This window comes from Cellulomonas humilata (genome assembly GCF_030814415.1).
GTDB classification, from domain to species: domain Bacteria; phylum Actinomycetota; class Actinomycetes; order Actinomycetales; family Cellulomonadaceae; genus Cellulomonas; species Cellulomonas humilata_A.
Genome location: NZ_JAUSVB010000002.1, coordinates 407167 through 423456, shown reverse-complemented (window position 1 = coordinate 423456; position 16290 = coordinate 407167). Strand labels below are relative to the sequence as shown.

Annotated in this window: 17 protein-coding genes and 2 tRNA genes; 4 read left to right on the top strand and 15 right to left on the bottom strand. The window is 72.9% G+C overall.

Annotated elements, in window-relative coordinates:
* Positions 1–2: 2 nt before the first annotated feature.
* The gene (locus J2X26_RS08070; RefSeq protein ID WP_307491297.1) at positions 3–1079 is read right to left on the bottom strand and encodes a fatty acid desaturase family protein; all 1077 of its coding nucleotides are present in this window, start codon (positions 1077–1079) and stop codon (positions 3–5) included.
* Between the two features lie 261 nt (positions 1080–1340).
* A complete protein-coding gene (locus J2X26_RS08065) occupies positions 1341–2534 on the bottom strand; it encodes a D-alanine--D-alanine ligase family protein (protein ID WP_307491296.1) in 1194 nt (397 codons plus the stop codon).
* Positions 2535–2653: 119 nt separating this feature from the next.
* On the opposite strand from J2X26_RS08065, the gene J2X26_RS08060 reads away from it, so the two are divergent.
* On the top strand, positions 2654–3805 hold the full coding sequence (locus tag J2X26_RS08060; protein ID WP_307491294.1) for a trans-sulfuration enzyme family protein: 1152 nt from the start codon (positions 2654–2656) through the stop codon (positions 3803–3805).
* Here the strand turns inward: J2X26_RS08060 and J2X26_RS08055 are convergent.
* The 6 genes from J2X26_RS08055 to leuC form a co-directional block, all read right to left on the bottom strand.
* Positions 3802–4854, bottom strand: a complete 1053-nt coding sequence (locus J2X26_RS08055) for an NAD(P)H-dependent glycerol-3-phosphate dehydrogenase (protein ID WP_439897829.1) — start codon at positions 4852–4854, stop codon at positions 3802–3804. The two genes, J2X26_RS08060 and J2X26_RS08055, sit on opposite strands and share 4 nt — an antisense overlap.
* Positions 4851–5615 carry a lysophospholipid acyltransferase family protein gene (locus J2X26_RS08050; RefSeq protein ID WP_307491292.1) on the bottom strand — a complete coding sequence of 255 codons (765 nt, stop codon included), beginning with the start codon at positions 5613–5615 and terminating at the stop codon, positions 4851–4853. The genes J2X26_RS08055 and J2X26_RS08050 overlap by 4 nt, the downstream gene beginning before the upstream one ends.
* An 18-nt stretch (positions 5616–5633) precedes the next feature.
* The gene (murA, locus tag J2X26_RS08045; protein WP_307491290.1) at positions 5634–6950 is read right to left on the bottom strand and encodes a UDP-N-acetylglucosamine 1-carboxyvinyltransferase; all 1317 of its coding nucleotides are present in this window, start codon (positions 6948–6950) and stop codon (positions 5634–5636) included.
* 95 nt (positions 6951–7045) lie between these two features.
* Entirely contained in the window at positions 7046–7645 is a 600-nt protein-coding gene (locus tag J2X26_RS08040; RefSeq protein ID WP_307491287.1) for an HU family DNA-binding protein, read from the bottom strand.
* 105 nt (positions 7646–7750) lie between these two features.
* Entirely contained in the window at positions 7751–8416 is a 666-nt protein-coding gene (gene leuD / locus J2X26_RS08035; protein WP_307491286.1) for a 3-isopropylmalate dehydratase small subunit, read from the bottom strand.
* A gap of 21 nt (positions 8417–8437) precedes the next feature.
* Positions 8438–9892 (bottom strand): 3-isopropylmalate dehydratase large subunit, encoded by a 1455-nt coding sequence (gene leuC, locus J2X26_RS08030; protein WP_307491285.1) that lies wholly within the window; start codon positions 9890–9892, stop codon positions 8438–8440.
* A 106-nt stretch (positions 9893–9998) separates the two neighbouring features.
* Here leuC and J2X26_RS08025 point away from each other — a divergent pair, with 106 nt between their 5' ends.
* Both J2X26_RS08025 and J2X26_RS08020 read left to right on the top strand, forming a co-directional pair.
* On the top strand, positions 9999–10718 hold the full coding sequence (locus J2X26_RS08025) for an IclR family transcriptional regulator (RefSeq protein WP_028046824.1): 720 nt from the start codon (positions 9999–10001) through the stop codon (positions 10716–10718).
* A gap of 1 nt (position 10719) precedes the next feature.
* Complete coding sequence (locus J2X26_RS08020; RefSeq protein WP_307491283.1) at positions 10720–10950, top strand: hypothetical protein; 231 nt, start codon at positions 10720–10722, stop codon at positions 10948–10950.
* 55 nt (positions 10951–11005) lie between these two features.
* Here J2X26_RS08020 and J2X26_RS08015 read toward each other — a convergent pair.
* The 5 genes from J2X26_RS08015 to J2X26_RS07995 form a co-directional block, all read right to left on the bottom strand.
* Positions 11006–11078: transfer RNA gene (locus J2X26_RS08015), tRNA-Glu, on the bottom strand.
* A gap of 85 nt (positions 11079–11163) precedes the next feature.
* Positions 11164–11235 (bottom strand) — tRNA-Gln (locus tag J2X26_RS08010).
* 170 nt (positions 11236–11405) lie between these two features.
* Positions 11406–11861 carry a DUF6912 family protein gene (locus J2X26_RS08005; RefSeq protein WP_307491281.1) on the bottom strand — a complete coding sequence of 152 codons (456 nt, stop codon included), beginning with the start codon at positions 11859–11861 and terminating at the stop codon, positions 11406–11408.
* A 58-nt stretch (positions 11862–11919) separates the two neighbouring features.
* A complete protein-coding gene (locus tag J2X26_RS08000) occupies positions 11920–13188 on the bottom strand; it encodes an AAA family ATPase (protein WP_307491280.1) in 1269 nt (422 codons plus the stop codon).
* A 1-nt stretch (position 13189) separates the two neighbouring features.
* On the bottom strand, positions 13190–13852 hold the full coding sequence (locus tag J2X26_RS07995) for a hypothetical protein (RefSeq protein WP_307491278.1): 663 nt from the start codon (positions 13850–13852) through the stop codon (positions 13190–13192).
* 118 nt (positions 13853–13970) lie between these two features.
* Between J2X26_RS07995 and J2X26_RS07990 the strand changes: the two genes are divergently transcribed.
* Positions 13971–14204 (top strand): helix-turn-helix domain-containing protein, encoded by a 234-nt coding sequence (locus tag J2X26_RS07990; protein ID WP_307491276.1) that lies wholly within the window; start codon positions 13971–13973, stop codon positions 14202–14204.
* Positions 14205–14209: 5 nt separating this feature from the next.
* On the opposite strand, the gene J2X26_RS07985 is transcribed toward J2X26_RS07990, so the two are convergent.
* Together J2X26_RS07985 and J2X26_RS07980 are read right to left on the bottom strand one after the other, a co-directional pair.
* Complete coding sequence (locus tag J2X26_RS07985; RefSeq protein ID WP_307491275.1) at positions 14210–14734, bottom strand: hypothetical protein; 525 nt, start codon at positions 14732–14734, stop codon at positions 14210–14212.
* 40 nt (positions 14735–14774) lie between these two features.
* Entirely contained in the window at positions 14775–16082 is a 1308-nt protein-coding gene (locus tag J2X26_RS07980) for an APC family permease (protein ID WP_307491274.1), read from the bottom strand.
* Positions 16083–16290 lie beyond the last annotated feature (208 nt).

Genomic DNA, 16290 nt, shown 5'->3' with positions numbered 1-16290 from the left:
GGTCAGCGCCCGTACGTGGCGGCCACCGGGCAGTCGAACGCGGCCCGGTCGGCCAGACCGACGCGGTTGAGGTACGCCACGATGATCTTGTACGACCGGAAGAACCCCACCTCGGTGTACTTCACGCCGAGCTGCTCGCAGTAGTCCCGCACCACGGGCTGCACGTGCTTGAGGTTCGGGCGGGGCATGCTGGGGAACAGGTGGTGCTCGACCTGGTAGTTCAGGCCACCCATCACGAAGTCCACGGCGGCGCCGCCCTTGATGTTCCGGGACGTGAGCACCTGCCGACGCAGGAAGTCGACCTTGAGACCGGCCGGGATGATCGGCATGCCCTTGTGGTTCGGCGCGAACGAGCCGCCGAGCATGACGCCGAAGAGTGCCATCTGCACGCCGATGAACGCGAAGGCCTTGCTGGGCGGGAGGAGGTAGAAGAGCACCCCGACGTAGAGGGCCAGCCGGGTGATGACGATCGGAGCCTCGACCCACCGGTGCGGCACCGCCCCCTTGGCCAGCAGCAGGCGGACGCTCGAGATGTGCAGGCTCACGCCTTCGAGCATGAGGAGGGGGAAGAAGAACCACCCCTGGTTGCGCCCGAACCAGCCCTTGAACCCGGTGCGGGTGTCCAGGACGTCCGCCGTCCAGACGACGACCCCGGGCGCGATGTCCGGGTCCGTGCCCTGCTGGTTGGGCGAGGCGTGGTGCCGGTTGTGCTTGTTGCGCCACCAGGTGTGGCTGAGACCGGCGAACGCCCCGGCGAGGATCCGCGAGGTCCAGTCGTTCCAGGGGCCGGAGTTGAAGATCTGGCGGTGGGCGCTGTCGTGACCGAGGAAGGCGATCTGCGTGAGCACGAGCGCGAGCCCGGCTGCGACGGCGAGCTGCCACCACGAGTCGCCGACGAGGACCACGGCGACCCAGATTCCCGCGAACGCCAGGACGACGGCGATGAGGCGCGTCCAGTAGTAGCCGTAGCGGCGCTTCAGCAGGCCGGACTCACGCACGTAGGCCGCGAGCGCCGTGTAGTCCTGGGCGTTCTTCGCGACGCGCGCAGGCGCGGGCGGCGGCGAGACGGCGGCGCTCACGCGAGGCGACCGGGAACGGTGTCGACGAGCAGGCGACGCGGTGAGGCGGCGTGGGGAGCACCCATGACGGTCACGACCGATCTGCGGAGAGCCGTCACTGCGTGTCGGCCAGTCGGCGCACACCCGAGCCGGGGTGCGTTGGGCCGCCCGGAGGACGTCCCGATCGTGCTGGCAGCGGGTACGGCCACACGTGTGGCGCCGTCGCCCGATCCGTCACGACCTACGGAAGCGTAACCTGCGCGGCTGGGAACGCCCACAGGCTCAGCGCAGCCCGGTCGGACGCGCGAGCGCCAGGCGCAGCAGCTCGTCGACCAGCTCGGCATATCCGACGCCGGACGCCTCCCACAACCGGGGGTACATCGAGTACGGCGTGAACCCCGGCATGGTGTTGATCTCGTTGACGACGACCTCGCCGTCCGGGGTCACGAAGACGTCGACGCGGGCGAGCCCCTCGCACCCGACCGCCTCGAACGTCCGCACCGCAGCGTCCTGCACGGCCTCGACGATCCCCTCGGGCAGGTCGGCCGGGCAGGCCAGCGTGACGCCGGCCTCGTCGAGGTACTTGGCCTCGAAGTCGTAGAACGTGTGCCGGGGGTCGGTGACCACGATCTCGCCGGGCAGCGACGCGCGCGCCCGGTCGCCGTCGTGGCCGCCGAGCACGCCGCACTCGATCTCGCGCCCGACGATCGCCGCCTCGACGATGATCTTCGGGTCGTGCACCGCGGCGGCGGCGATGGCGGCCGGCAGGTCGGCGAGGTCGGTCACCCGGGAGATGCCCAGGCTGGAACCGGCGCGCGCCGGCTTGACGAACAACGGCAGCCCGAGCTCGGCGATCCGAGCCGTGACGCCGTCGGGGTCGCGGTCGAGCTCGCCCGGGAGCACCACGCGGAACGGGCCGACGGGCAGGCCGTGGCCCGCGAGCACCAGCTTCATCATGTGCTTGTCCATGCCGACCGCGGACGCGAGCACCCCGGCGCCCACGTACCGCACGTCGGCCAGCTCGAGCAGGCCCTGCAGCGTGCCGTCCTCGCCGAACGGGCCGTGCAGCAGCGGGAAGACGACGTCGACCTCGCCGAGGACGCGCGGCAGCTGCCCCGCCTCGAGCACCTGGACGTCGCGGTCGTCGACCGCCTGCGGGAGCAGCACGTGCGCGGCCGTGTCCTCCACCTGCGGCAGGTGGCCGTCGGAGATCGCCCAGCGCTCGGGGTCGTCGTCGGCGAGCACCCAGCGGCCGGCGGGCGTGATGCCCACGGCGAGCACGTCGTAGCGGTCGCGGTCGATGGCCCGCAGCACGCCTCCGGCCGTCGCGCAGCTGATCGCGTGCTCGCCGGAGCGCCCGCCGAACAGGACCATCACGCGGGGGCGGCGGCCGTTCCCGGGGGTCTGTCCACGGGTCTGAGCGGGGGTCTGGGCGGAGGTCTGGGCGTGGCCCGAAGGCTGGGAGGTGGCGTCCATCGCGCCCGACCCTACCTGGCGGTGACGGCTGGTCAGGGCTGTCCGAGGCATGGGTGGACGCATCCGTGGGTCAGCCCACCGCTGCGTCCGCGGGGCAGCCCACAGGTAACCTGCGGCGGGTGACCTCCGACCACGACGACGACCTCTCCCCCGCGACGCTCGTCGTCGCCGCCGGCCGGCCGGCGCGCACCCAGGGCGCGCCCGTGAACCCGCCCGTCGTGCTCTCCTCCACCTTCGTCTCGCAGGGCGTGCCCGCAGACGGCGAGCCGCTGTACGGCCGCATGGACACCGCGACGTGGCACCCGTTCGAGGAGACGCTCGGCACGCTCGAGGGCTCCACGCACCCGGCCCTGGTGTTCGGCTCGGGCATGGCGGCCATCGCGGCGGCGCTCTCCCTCATTCCGCCCGGCGGCCGGCTGGTCATGCCCCGGCACGCCTATCAGGTGACCCTCGGCTACGCGCAGGACCTGCAGGAGCGCCTCGGCATCGACGTGACGCTGGTCGACATCGACGACACCGCCGCGGTGGTTGCCGCCCTGAGCGCGCCGCGGCCGGCGTCGCTGCTCTGGGTCGAGACGCCGACCAACCCCATGCTCGAGGTCGCCGACCTCCCCGCGCTCGTCGAGGCGGCGCACGCGGTGGGTGCGCTCGTCGGCGTCGACAACACGTTCGCGACGCCCCTGGTGCAGCGCCCGTTCGAGCACGGGGCGGACGTCGTCGTGCACTCCGTGACCAAGTACCTCGCCGGGCACACGGACGTCGTGCTCGGCGCCGCGCTGGCCGACGACGACGACCTGCACGCCCGGCTGCACGCGTACCGCACGCTGAACGGGTCGATCGCCGGACCGTTCGAGGTGTGGCTCGCCCTGCGCGGCCTGCGCACGCTCGCGCTGCGGGTCGAGCGCGCGCAGAGCAACGCCGCCGAGCTCGCCCGACGTCTCAGCGAGCACCCCGCCGTCGCGGAGGTCCGGCACCCGAGCCTGCCCTCCGACCCGGGCCACGAGCGCGCTGCGCGGCTCATGGACGGCTTCGGCGCGATCATCGGGCTGCGCCCGCACGGTGGACCCGACGCGGCGGACGCTGTCGTCGCGGCCCTGCGGCTGTGGGTGCCCGCAACGAGCCTCGGCGGAGTGGAGTCGACCCTGGAGCGCCGACGCCGGTTCGCCACCGAGTCGCTCACCGTGCCGGAGGACCTGCTGCGGATGTCGGTCGGCATCGAGGACGTCGAGGACCTCTGGCGCGACCTCGCGCAGGCGCTCGAGAGTCGCTAGGCGCCTTCGGCCTTGTGCGGTCGCGCGAGCAGCAGCGGGGCCAGCTGGTCGACCGGCAGGCCCTCGTGCAGCACCTTCACGACCGCCGACGTGATCGGCATCTCGACGCCGAGGGTGGTGGCGAGCTCCAGGACGGACCGGCACGACTTCACGCCCTCCGCGGTGCCCCCGGTCGCGGAGATCGCCTCGTCGAGGGTCATGCCGCGGCCGATGTGGCCGCCGAGCGTGTGGTTGCGCGAGTCGGGCGACGCGCAGGTCGCCATCAGGTCCCCGAGGCCGGCGAGGCCGGGGAACGTGTCCGCGTCCGCGCCCAGGGCCAGCCCGAGCCGGGTGATCTCCACCAGGCCGCGCGTGATGACCGTCGCCATCGTGTTGTAGCCGAGGCCGCGACCCTGCGAGATGCCGACCGCGAGCGCGATGACGTTCTTCACGGCCCCGCACAGCTCGACGCCGACGACGTCGTCGTTCGTGTACGGCCGGAAGTACGCGGACGCGCACGCCCGCGCCACCAGCTGGGCCGTCGCCTCGCTGGTGGATGCCACGACCGTCGCGGTCGGCTGCCGGCGGGCGATCTCGAGCGCCAGGTTGGGCCCGGAGACGACGGCGATCCGGTCGGCCGGGATGCCGAGCGACTCCGCGACGACCTCGCTCATGCGGCGATCGGTCGACAGCTCGACGCCCTTCATGAGCGAGACGGCCACGGCGTGGCCCGCCACGGCGTCGGCCAGGGGCGTCAGCGTGGCGCGCGCGCTCTGCGACGGGATGGCGACCGCGACGACGTCGGCGCCCGCGAGGACGGCCCGGGCGTCGCTCGACGCGGTGACGCGTGCCGGCAGCTGGACCCCCGGCAGGTAGGCCTCGTTGCGGTGCTCGTCGGCGATCTGCCGGCAGACCTTCTCGTCGCGTCCCCAGACCGTCACGTCGCACCCGGCGTCAGCCATCACGGCCGCGAACGTGGTGCCCCAGGCACCGGCGCCCAGTACCGCCGCGCGCAGTCGCGGCGCACCCGGCGTGTGCGGCCGGTCGTGCGTCACCTGGTCCGCCGTCACGGCAGCTCGGGGTGGGTCGCGTGGTCTCCGCCGACCCTCTTCTCGCCCTGCGCGAGAGGCTTGCGCATGTCGTAGCGAACCGCCGGCGGCTCCTCGTCGCGCACCTGCGCCAGCAGGGCCGTGATCGCGTCCATCACCCGCTCCGTGGCCTCCCGCAGCGTCGCGGTGTCCTGCGGGCGGTCGTACAGGTCGTCCAGCACCACCGGGGGGCCGGCGACGACCGTCACCAGCTTGCGCGGGAACGGCTTGAGCAGCTTGCCGTAGCGGGCCAGCAGGTTCTGCGCGCCCCACTGGGCGACGGGGATGACCGGCGCCCTGGTCGTCAGCGCGAGGCGCGCGATGCCGGTCTTGCCGACCATCGGCCACAGGTCCGGGTCCCGGGTCAGCGTGCCCTCCGGGAACACCGCGACCACGTCACCGTCACCGATCGCGGTGACCGCCGCGGTCAGCGACTCGCCCGCCGACGCGGTGTTCCGGTACACCGGGATCTGGCCCGTCGCCCGCAGCACGCCCGCGAGCACGGGGATCTTGAACAGCGGCGCCTTGGCCAGGATCTTCGGCGCGACGCCGTTGTCCCACAGGAAGTGGGCGAACGTCAGCGGATCGATGTTCGTCATGTGGTTCGAGGTGACGATGAACCCGCCCTCGCGCGGGAAGTTCTCGGTCCCGCTCCAGTCGTGACGCGTCATCGCGCGCAGGATGGGCCGCACGATGTGAGCGACGATGCGGTAGGCGCGATTGGATCTGGCCGGCGGTTGCACGGGAGCCGATGCTACCTGTCAGTCCCGGCTGAACTCGGCGCCGAGCGCCTCGAGCTTCGCCGTGAACCGCTCGTACCCGCGGTCGATGAGGCTGATGCCCCGCACCGACGACGTGCCCTTCGCCGTCAGCGCGGCGATGAGGTGGCTGAACCCCCCGCGCAGGTCCGGCACCTCGATGTCCGCGGCCGCGAGCGGCGTCGGGCCGGAGATCACGGCCGAGTGGTAGAAGTTGCGCTGCCCGAACCGGCACGGCCGGCCTCCCAGGCACTCCTTGTAGACCTGGATGGTCGCGCCCATGCCCACCAGGGCCTCGGTGAACCCGAACCGGTTCTCGTACACCGTCTCGTGCACGATCGACAGGCCCTTGGCCTGGGTCAGGGCCACGACCAGCGGCTGCTGCCAGTCGGTCATGAACCCGGGGTGCACGTCCGTCTCGAGCGTGATCGAGCGCAGGTCCCCGCCGGGGTGGAAGAACCGGATGCCGGCGTCGTCGATGGCGAACTCGCCGCCGACCTTGCGGAACGTGTTGAGGAACGTGGTCATCTCGGGCTGCGTCGCGCCGCGGACGTAGATGTCGCCGCCCGTCGCCAGGGCCGCCGACGCCCACGAGGCCGCCTCGATCCGGTCCGAGAGCGCGGTGTGCTGGAAGCCGACCAGCCGGTCGACGCCCTCGATCCGGATCACCCGGTCGGTGTCGACGGAGATGATCGCGCCCATCTTCTGGAGCACGTTGATGAGGTCGAGGATCTCGGGCTCGATCGCCGCGTTGGCCAGCTCGGTGACGCCCTCCGCCCGGACGGCCGTGAGCAGCAGCTGCTCCGTCGCGCCGACGCTGGGGTACGGCAGCGCGATCTTGGTGCCCTGGAGCCGGCGCGGAGCACGGATGTGGATGCCGTTGTCGGTCTTGTCCACGACCGCGCCGAACTGCCGCAGGATGTCGAGGTGGTAGTTGATCGGCCGGTCGCCGATCCGGCAGCCGCCCAGGTCCGGGATGAACGCCTCACCGAGCCGGTGCAGCAGCGGGCCGCAGAACAGGATCGGGATGCGGCTGGACCCGGCGTGGGTGTCGATGTCCGCGACGTGCGCCGACTCGACGTCCGTCGGGTCGAGGTGCAGGACGCCCGCCTCGGCGTCGGCGTCGACCTTGACGCCGTGGAGCTCCAGCAGCCCCGTGACGACGGCGACGTCGCGGATCTGCGGGACGTTGCGCAGCGTGCTCGGCGTCTCACCCAGCAGGGCCGCGACCATCGCCTTGGAGACGAAGTTCTTCGCACCGCGGACGGTGATCTCCCCCGAGAGCGGGTTGCCACCGTTGACGTACAGCAGGTCGGTCATCGAACCATCGTCTCCCACGCGCGGGCGTGCTCCTGACCGCACCCGCACCGGCACGCCGGTGTGGGTGCGAAACCTTCACGTGACTGGGCCGGGCGTCACTTCTTCTTGGCGTGACCCTTACCGGACTTCTTCTTGTCCTTGGCAGCGGCCTGCTTCTTCGTCTTCTTCTTGGCGTCGGCGCGCTTCTTCGCGTCGGCCTTCTTGGCGGCGTCGGCGCGCTTCTTGACGTCGGCCTTCTTCGCCTCGGCCTTGGCCTTCGCCTTCGCACTCGCGCTCGCCTTCGCCTTGGCCGACGACGTTCCCGACGGCTTCGACCTCGGTGCCGGGGCGGGCGTGGGTGCGGCGACCGCTGCAGGCTCGGGCGCAGCGAGGCCCTGCAGGGTGCTCAGGTCCGCGACGGCTCCGAGCGGCTCACCCGGACCAGCGGCGACCCGCGCGCGCAGCGTGGCGCCGGGGTGGAACCGCGCCACCGTCGTCGCGGCCACCTCGAGCGCCTCACCGGTGCGCGGGTTGCGTCCTGTGCGCGCGGCGCGACCGGTGGCCTCGAACGTCCCGAACCCGGTGAGCGTCACCCTCTCGCCGGCCGCGAGCGCGGTGGTGATCTCGTCGAGCACGGCCTCCACCGCCGCTGCGGCGGCGGCTCGAGAGGCGCCTCTGGCGGCGATCCGGTCGGCGATCTGCGACTTGCCCGGCATGGTGGTCCTCCCTCGGCCGGCGCGCACTGCACCGTGGCCCAGCGCACACGCTAGTCACTGTCGCCGTCCGGCGGGCCGCAACGCCTGCAACCCGCCGGACAGGCGTCAGGGGCGGCGGCCGATCTCGACCGGTACGCCGCTCGGCCGCGCGGCGACGATCTCGACGGGCGGCAGGTGCTTGGCGGGCAGCGTGGCGGGCCGCCACGACTCACGACGGGCCTCGAAGTCGGAGATCTCGTCGGCGTGCTCGAGCGTCAGCCCGATGTCGTCGAGGCCCTCCATGAGGCGCCAGCGCGTGTAGTCGTCGACCTGGAAGGGCACCACGACGTCGTCGCAGGTGATCGTCTTCGACTCCAGGTCGACGGTCACCTCCGTGCCGGGGCGCGTCTCGAGGATCTTCCAGATGAGCTCGATGTCCTCCTGCGCCGCCTGCGCGGCGAGCAGACCCTGCTTGCCGGAGTTGCCGCGGAAGATGTCCGCGAAGCGGTTCGAGATGACGACCTTGAAGCCGTAGTCCTTGAGCGCCCAGACGGCGTGCTCACGGGACGAGCCGGTGCCGAAGTCGGGCCCGGCGACCAGGACGGAGCCGGACGAGTACGCCTCCTGGTTGAGGATGAACGACGGGTCGCCGCGCCAGGCGGCGAACAGCGCGTCCTCGAACCCGGTGCGCGTGACGCGCTTGAGGTAGACGGCCGGGATGATCTGGTCGGTGTCGACGTTGCTGCGGCGCAGCGGGACCCCGACGCCGGTGTGCTGGCTGAACTTCTCCATGACAGTGCTCGCTTTCCTGGGTCAGACCGTCTGGAGGTCGGTCAGAGGGCTGCCGTCGGGCGTGGGCGCCCCGGTGTCGAGGTCCGCGTACGACGACAGCGTGCCGCGGATGGCGGTGGCGGCGGCGACGAGCGGCGAGACCAGGTGCGTGCGTCCGCCCTTGCCCTGCCGGCCCTCGAAGTTGCGGTTCGACGTGGACGCCGAGCGCTCCCCCGGTGCGAGCTGGTCGGGGTTCATGCCCAGACACATCGAGCAGCCGGCGTTGCGCCACTCGGCGCCGAAGTCGAGGAAGATCTTGTCGAGCCCCTCGGCCTCCGCCTGGAGCCGCACGCGGGCCGACGCCGGCACCACGAGCACGCGGACGTCGTCGGACTTGTGCTTGCCGCGGATGACCTTGGCCACCGAGCGCAGGTCCTCGATGCGGCCGTTGGTGCACGAGCCGATGAAGACCGTGTCGACCTTGATGTCGCGCAGGGGCTGGCCCGGGGTCAGGCCCATGTACTCGATGGCGCGCTCGGCGGCTCCGCGCTCGTCGGCGTCGGCGATCTCCTCGGGCACCGGCACCGAGCCGGACAGAGGAAGACCCTGGCCGGGGTTGGTGCCCCACGTGACGAACGGCTCGAGGTCCTCCGCCTTGAGGACCACCTCGACGTCGAACTCGGCGTCCTCGTCGGTCTTCAGCGTGCTCCAGTACGCCACGGCTGCATCCCAGTCGGCACCCTCGGGCGCGTGCGGGCGACCCTGCAGGTAGTCGAACGTCGTCTGGTCGGGCGCGATCATGCCCGCGCGCGCGCCGGCCTCGATCGACATGTTGCAGACCGTCATGCGGGCTTCCATCGACAGCGCGCGGATGGCCTCGCCGCGGTACTCGAGCACGTAGCCCTGACCGCCGCCGGTGCCGATCTTGGCGATGATCGCCAGGATGATGTCCTTGCTCGTGGCTCCCGCGGGAAGCTCGCCGTCGACCGTGATCGCCATCGTCTTGAACGGCGCCAGCGGCAGCGTCTGCGTGGCGAGCACGTGCTCGACCTCGCTGGTGCCGATGCCGAACGCCAGCGCGCCGAACGCGCCGTGCGTGGACGTGTGCGAGTCACCGCAGACCACGGTGAGCCCGGGCTGGGTGAGGCCGAGCTGCGGTCCGACCTGGTGCACGATGCCCTGGTCCGCGTCGCCGAGCGAGTGGATGCGCACACCGAACTCCGCGGCGTTGTTGCGCAGCGTCTGGATCTGCGTGCGGCTGGTCTCGTCGGCGATGGGCCGGTCGATGTCCAGCGTGGGGGTGTTGTGGTCCTCGGTCGCCAGGGTCAGGTCCGGGCGGCGCACGGGGCGACCCGCGAGACGCAGGCCCTCGAACGCCTGCGGGCTCGTCACCTCGTGCACGAGGTGGAGGTCGATGTAGAGGAGGTCGGGCGCCCCGTCGGTGCCCCGTCGCACGACGTGCGCGTCCCAGACCTTCTCCGCCAACGTGCCGGCCATCTTCTCGGTCCGTTCTCTCGTTCGATCCGTCGGCCGGGAGAGTGGTTTTCCCGGCTCGTCTGCTGTCGTACTTGCATCTCAGCCTTCGAGACGCCAATATCGACCTATGGACAACTCTAGCGGAGTCGGCGTGCTGGACAAGGCCGCGTCCGTTCTCAGCGCCCTCGAGGCAGGCCCGGCCACGCTCGCGCAGCTCGTCACCGCCACCCATCTTGCTCGACCCACGGCCCACAGGCTGGCCGTGGCGCTCGAGCACCATCGTCTCGTGGCGCGCGACATGCAGGGCCGGTTCGTGCTCGGCCCCCGCCTCTCGGAGCTTGCCACGGCCGCCGGCGAGGACCGCCTGCTCGCCGCCGCCGGCCCCGTGCTGGCCGCGCTGCGCGACCACACCGGCGAGAGCGCCCAGCTCTACCGCCGCCAGGGTGACCAGCGGATCTGTGTGGCCGCCGCCGAGCGCCCGATCGGTCTGCGCGACTCGATCCCGGTGGGCGCCACCCTGACCATGCACGCCGGTTCCGCCGCGCAGATCCTGCTCGCCTGGGAGGAGCCCGACCGGCTGCACCGCGGCCTGCAGGGCGCCAAGTTCACGGCGACCATCCTGTCCGGGGTCCGTCGCCGCGGCTGGGCCCAGTCGGTCTCCGAGCGCGAGGTCGGCGTCGCGTCGGTGTCCGCTCCGGTGCGTGGCCCGTCCGGTCGCATCGTCGCCGCCGTGTCGGTCTCCGGGCCGCTCGAGCGGCTCTCCCGGCAGCCGGGCCGGCTGCACGCTGCCGCGGTCGTGTCGGCGGCCAACCGGCTGACCGAGGTCCTGCGACGGACGGCGGACTGAGATGGCCGTGCGCGGCGCCGCGGCCTCGCGGCGTCGCCTGCGTCGGCGCGTGGCACTCGTCGCCGGTGGTGTCGGCCTCGTCCTGGGCGCGGTCCTCGCCCTCCTGGGCGGTGGTGGTGCCGGCGACGCCGTGCTCACGGGCATCCTCGTCGGCGCGATCGCGGCCGTGATCGGCTGGGGCGTCGTCGCGCTCCTGCCGACGTCGTCGCACGGCCCGCCCGGCCAGCACTGAGGAGCTCAACAACGCAGAAGGCCCGGTCACCGTGGTGACCGGGCCAACTTGTGCGTACCCCCGACCGGATTCGAACCGGCGCTACCGCCGTGAGAGGGCGGCGTGCTAGGCCGCTACACAACGGGGGCCTATACGCTGCTCGGCCCGTAGGCCTCGCTTGCGAGTGAACACTCTACCCGATGCTCCGAGGAGATCGAGCCAGCGGTGCTCGCGCTGGGGTACCAGGACTCGAACCTAGACTAACTGAACCAGAATCAGTCGTGCTGCCAATTACACCATACCCCATGGGGGTATAACGCCCGGAGCTCGAAGGTCGCCTGGCGGGGCGGACCAACGCGCATCCGGACGTCGTACCGGCGGTGAACACTACCCGAGCGCTGAGGCCGGGTCCAACCGGCGACCCTCCACGTGACGAAGCCCACCCGCCGGCAGCCCTGTGGCCGGCCTGCCCGCCATCAGCGCGGGACGTTTGCCAGCTCGGTCGCGTCGTACCAGAGCAGGTCCCGCTCGTCGAGGCGCGCCGCCGCCTCCTCGTCTCCCCCGGCGGCCAGCGCGACGTCGGTCGCTGCCGCGGGCTCGTCGACGTGCACGCAGATGACGTCGGCCTGCGGTACCGCGCGGGTCAGCTCGACCGCGCTGGGGACGTCGTCGTCGTCCGACAGAGCGAGCACCGCGGCGTCGGCCACGTCCGCCGACACGACGCACCGCAGCTGCGGTGCGTCCGGCCGCCCGCCCAGCAGCTCGAGGGAGTCGTCGGCGGCCGCCAGCTGCGCGGCGTACTCCAGACCTTCGTCGTCCTCGTCGGCGAACATCGCCCGCAGCGCCGGTGTCACCGCGTGGGCGCGGCGGGCCGACAGCGGGGCGGACGCGGGATCGAGCTCGTCGAGCGAGGCGGGGAGGTAGATGCGCACGAGGCCCAGTGTGCCCCGTGCGCGCACGTCCGCCCGTTCGGGCGCGCACGGCGGACCGTCAGGCGCGCACGGTCTCCGCGACCGGCTCCTCGGCGGGAGCCGCCACGAGCAGCGCATCGATGCGCGCCGCCACCCCCGCCAGCGCGCGTCGCACGGGCGATCCCGGCGCGGCCTCCCGCAACGTCCGCGCCTCCAGCAGCGCCGTGTCCAGGGCCGGACGGTCGTCGGGCACCACGTGCGCGTCGGTGACGCCCGCGTAGCGCGCGAGGGCCTGACTGACGGCCTCCGCAGGGTGCGGGCCTGCGACGGTCGCGCGCACCCGGTTCACGAGCACGAACCTCGTGCTGCCCAGCCCGAGGTCGGTGAGCTCGCCCAGGCCGCGGACCAGGCGCTGGATGCCGACCGGGTCACCCCCACCCACCACGAGCACCACGTCGGCCGCCTCGAGGGCGCTGATCGTGGCCGCGTTCCGCCGTGGCGCCCTGGTGTCGTAGGTGAGCGCCTCGTCCTGCTCCAGGCAGAAGCCGCAGTCGATCACCGTCCACTCGGCGAGCCCCCGCGCGACCGTCCACACGGCGTCGAGCGACGAGGACGGGAGCTCCGGCCACCGGTCCGCCCGGGAGATGCCCGACAGGACCCGCAGGTCGGGGGCGATCGTCGGGGTGAGCCGGGCGAGCGTCATCAGGTCGAGGGTGCCCTGCCCGGCCGCGCGTGCCGCCGCGGCGAGCCCGGGTGCCTCGTCCAGCATGCCGACCACCTGCGCGACGCTCCCGCCGTAGGTGTCGGCGTCCACGAGCAGCGTCCGGCGCCCACCCGCGGCAAGCTCCGCGGCCACGTTCACGGCCACGGTCGTGCGGCCCGGTGCGCCCGTCGGACCCCACACGGCCACGACGAGACCGCGTGACGGACGGCGGTGGGTGTGCTCGTCGGGCCACGACGGCTCCGGCGTGCCGTCCGGTGCGGCGCCGAGGATGGCGAGCGCCTCCCGGACGACATCGCTCGCGGAGGCCTCGTCGTGCGGCGCGACCGCCACGAGGTCCGCGCCGAGCGCCGCGAGCCGCTCCCCGAGCCACGGACGACTGGCGTCGCCGATGCCGACGACGCGGACCCCGGCCCGGTGCAGCAGGTCGATCGCCTCGCGGTCCAGCAGGTCGAGGTCGCCCGAGACGACGGCGAGCCGCCCGAGCCCGGCCTCGGCGGCCGCGAGCAGCTCGGTCAGGTCGGCACACCGCCTGGTCACGCTGAGCCGTCCGCCCGTCTGCTCGACGGCCTGGACGATGATCGCCTCCGCGGACCCCTGGACGGCACAGAGCACCCCGACAGCCACGTCAGCCCCCCGTGCCCAGGACCGGGACGACGTCGACCGTGCCCTCGGCCGCGAGCGCCGTGAGGATCACGGGGAGCAGCGAGCTGGGGACCAGCACCTGGACCGCGCTCCCGCCCGACGCGCCGAAGGCTCCCGACGGCGTGCTCACCTCGGCGACCGTGAGACCACCGGCCAGCTCGCTCGGTTCCGTCGGCTCGGCGTCCTCCTCGGGCGCGGGAGGGGTGAACCACAGGTCCACGAGCGCGCCGGGCACCACGTCGCTCGAGGGTGCGCGCGTCAGCGTCACCGAGACGGGCCGCAGGTCGAGGTCGGCAGACGAGCCAACAGCGGACGCAGGCACGAGCTCGCCCCGACCGACGGCACGGACCGCGACGCCGTCGGAGGCGACGGGCCGGTCGGCGCGCAGGTAGTGGTCCAGGTTGACCGTGCCCAGCCGGACGTCGACGACCGCGAGGTCCGCTGCCGTGACGCGGTCTCCCGGCACCAGGGCGGCGCGCGTCACGTACACGGGGACCGTGGCCTGCGCCGTCCGCACCGCCCACGAGCCGAGGAGCACCGATGCAGCGACCATCGCGACGCCGGCCAGGAGTCGCGGGTCGCGCCAGCCGGGGCGTCGCAGCCGCGCTGCCACCGGTGCGGGCAGGTCCATCACGCTCGTGTCCATCGGCTCCCCTGGTTCGTGGTGCATCGCTGCAGACGGCCATCCTGCCGTCTGCAGACCGACGCGAACGGAGCATTGTGGACAACCGGGTCCGGGCGCTACCGCGTGCCACACTGCGGTCATGTCTTCGCGGTTCCTGACCCTCGCGGACGTCACCGAGGTGCTGAACATCTCGGCGCCGCAGGCCTACGCCCTCGTGCGCTCCGGTGAGCTGCCCGCCATCCAGATCGGCGGACGGCTGCAGTGGCGCGTCGAGTCGACCGAGCTGGAGAAGTACATCCAGCGGATGTACGAGCAGACGCGTGCCCGGATCTCCAGCGACGGCAGCACGATCGACGACGCCGCCGGGGACTGACCGGCTCAGCCCGTCCGGACGACCTGCAGCGTCGCGAACGCGACGGCCCACCCGCCACGACGCGCCCCGTCGACGTCGGCGAGGTCGAGATGATCGGCGCCGACCCGCTCGATGCGGCCGGTCAGGTCGGCACCGCCGGCCCGCACCCGGACCACGGCCCGGTCCCGGGCGAGCGCCCGCAGCGCGTGCCCGAGCCCCAGCCGCGACTCCACCGCTCCGGCCGCGGGTGCCGCGTGCGCGGCGAGCCCGTCGATCGCCGACGCGGCGGCGAGCGGGACGAGGGCGCGACGTACGGATGACGTCGCCACCAGGAGCCACTCCGGCGTCGCGTCGATCAGCTCGCCCTCGACGACGTCGGCGCCGCCCACCAGCATCCGTACAGGGCGACCGACGGACGCGCGCGCCCGCGCGGCGAGGGTGATCGAGGCGCGCTCGGCGCGCGCGAGCTCGGCCACGTCCGCCCGGACGTCAGCGAGTCGGCCGGCCGCGAGCTGGGCCTCCATGTCCGCGAAGAGCGACTCCCACCGCATGCGTGCACGGTACCGGGGTGGCAGCGCGCCCCCGTGCGGGTCAGCGACCGGCGTCGAGCGCCCGGCGTCGCCGCGTCCACGCCTCGTCGACGACGACGGCGAGCCCGACCAGGACGATCATGGCCCAGAACGAGCGCCGGTCCGACGCGTACAGGTCCACGACGAACCACACCAGCACGAAGCCGGAGACCGCAACCGCGACCGCGGTCAGCACCGGGGACGCGCCGAGCTCGGTCCTCAGCCGGAAGGCTGCCACGGCGACGAGCAGGAAGACCGCGAGCGACACGGCGCTGCCGACCGAAGCGAGGGCCCCGACGCTGAGCACGGTCACGAGCGCGACCATCAGCGCCGCGGTGATGAGCAGCCCGCCGTGCCGGCCCAGCCGCGTGCCCGGGCCGAACACCCGCGGGAAGGTCCCGGAGCTCGCGAGTGCCGCGCTGAGCCCGACCGAGCCGTAGAGCATCGCGGTCACCGTGGAGGCCGTCGCCAGCAGCGCCGCGCAGGCCATCATCACGAACCCGGCCTGGCCGAGCGCCGGCTCCGCCGCGACGGCCAGGGCCGTCGGACCCGCGGCCACGACCTCGTCGACGGGCAGGGTGCCGAACACCGAGAGCGCGACGGCCACGTACAGCACGGTGGTGATCGCGAGCGCCGCGTACATCGCGACCGGCAGCTCGCGCCGAGGCTCTGCCAGGTCGCCGCCCGAGAACGAGATCACCGCGAAGCCGAGGAAGGCGAAGAACGTCAGGGCGATGCTGGCCACGATGTCGTCGACGCCCGGGTAGGTGCTCGGCGCCAGGAGCGCTGCGTCCACGTGCGGGAGCGTGCCGACGACGAAAACGGCGAACACGACGAGGAGCAAGCCCACGATCCCCGTCTGCACCCGGTCGATGAGACGCGGCCCCGCGACCGTGACCCAGGTCCCGAGCACCACCAGCGCTGCGGCGCACAGCTTCGACAACCAGCCGCCCGGAGGTGCGTCGGCGAGCAGCACGGCGGCGTAGTCCCCGAACGACGCGGCGACCATCGCGCCCACCACGACGATCGCGGTCAGGTACCCGAGCCACGCGGCGACACCGACGAGCCGCCGGCTGCGGAAGCCGTGCTCCAGGTACACGATCAGCCCACCGGACGACGGCCAGCGCATCGCGAACTTCACGAGCGTGTACCCGAGCGTCGCGGACATCGCCCCGGCCAGCAGGAACGAGATCCACACCGCGGAGCCGGCGACCGCGCCGGCCTGCCCGAGCAGCGCGAAGATCCCCGCACCGACCATCGCGCCGATCCCGAGCACGACGGCGCCGCGGACCGTGAGATGGGCTGTTTCCGCAGGTGCCGGCTCGGACATCGTGCTCCCTCGGGTGCAGCCGCAGGTGCCGCGGCGGGCACGCCCGACGATAGCCGTGACGCCGGGCGGCGCGGGGGAGCTTGGGCGCGTCAGGATCGATGGGTGCGCATCGCCGGTACACGCGCACAATGGGGTGCATGGCTCGCGCACACGCACCCCGCTTCCTGGGTTCGCTGCGCCCTGCGTTCGTACGCTAGCCCTCGCCTGT

What these genes read in the sequence shown, in the direction of transcription:
- J2X26_RS08025 (WP_028046824.1), top strand. Translation starts at nt 9,999, where the DNA reads ATGGACAACTCTAGCGGAGTCGGCGTGCTGGACAAGGCCGCGTCCGTT.
- murA (WP_307491290.1), bottom strand. Translation starts at nt 6,950, where the DNA reads ATGACCGACCTGCTGTACGTCAACGGTGGCAACCCGCTCTCGGGGGAG.
- J2X26_RS07985 (WP_307491275.1), bottom strand. Translation starts at nt 14,734, where the DNA reads ATGCGGTGGGAGTCGCTCTTCGCGGACATGGAGGCCCAGCTCGCGGCC.
- J2X26_RS07980 (WP_307491274.1), bottom strand. Translation starts at nt 16,082, where the DNA reads ATGTCCGAGCCGGCACCTGCGGAAACAGCCCATCTCACGGTCCGCGGC.
- leuC (WP_307491285.1), bottom strand. Translation starts at nt 9,892, where the DNA reads ATGGCCGGCACGTTGGCGGAGAAGGTCTGGGACGCGCACGTCGTGCGA.
- J2X26_RS08020 (WP_307491283.1), top strand. Translation starts at nt 10,720, where the DNA reads ATGGCCGTGCGCGGCGCCGCGGCCTCGCGGCGTCGCCTGCGTCGGCGC.
- J2X26_RS08065 (WP_307491296.1), bottom strand. Translation starts at nt 2,534, where the DNA reads ATGGACGCCACCTCCCAGCCTTCGGGCCACGCCCAGACCTCCGCCCAG.
- J2X26_RS07995 (WP_307491278.1), bottom strand. Translation starts at nt 13,852, where the DNA reads ATGGACACGAGCGTGATGGACCTGCCCGCACCGGTGGCAGCGCGGCTG.
- leuD (WP_307491286.1), bottom strand. Translation starts at nt 8,416, where the DNA reads ATGGAGAAGTTCAGCCAGCACACCGGCGTCGGGGTCCCGCTGCGCCGC.
- J2X26_RS07990 (WP_307491276.1), top strand. Translation starts at nt 13,971, where the DNA reads ATGTCTTCGCGGTTCCTGACCCTCGCGGACGTCACCGAGGTGCTGAAC.
- J2X26_RS08040 (WP_307491287.1), bottom strand. Translation starts at nt 7,645, where the DNA reads ATGCCGGGCAAGTCGCAGATCGCCGACCGGATCGCCGCCAGAGGCGCC.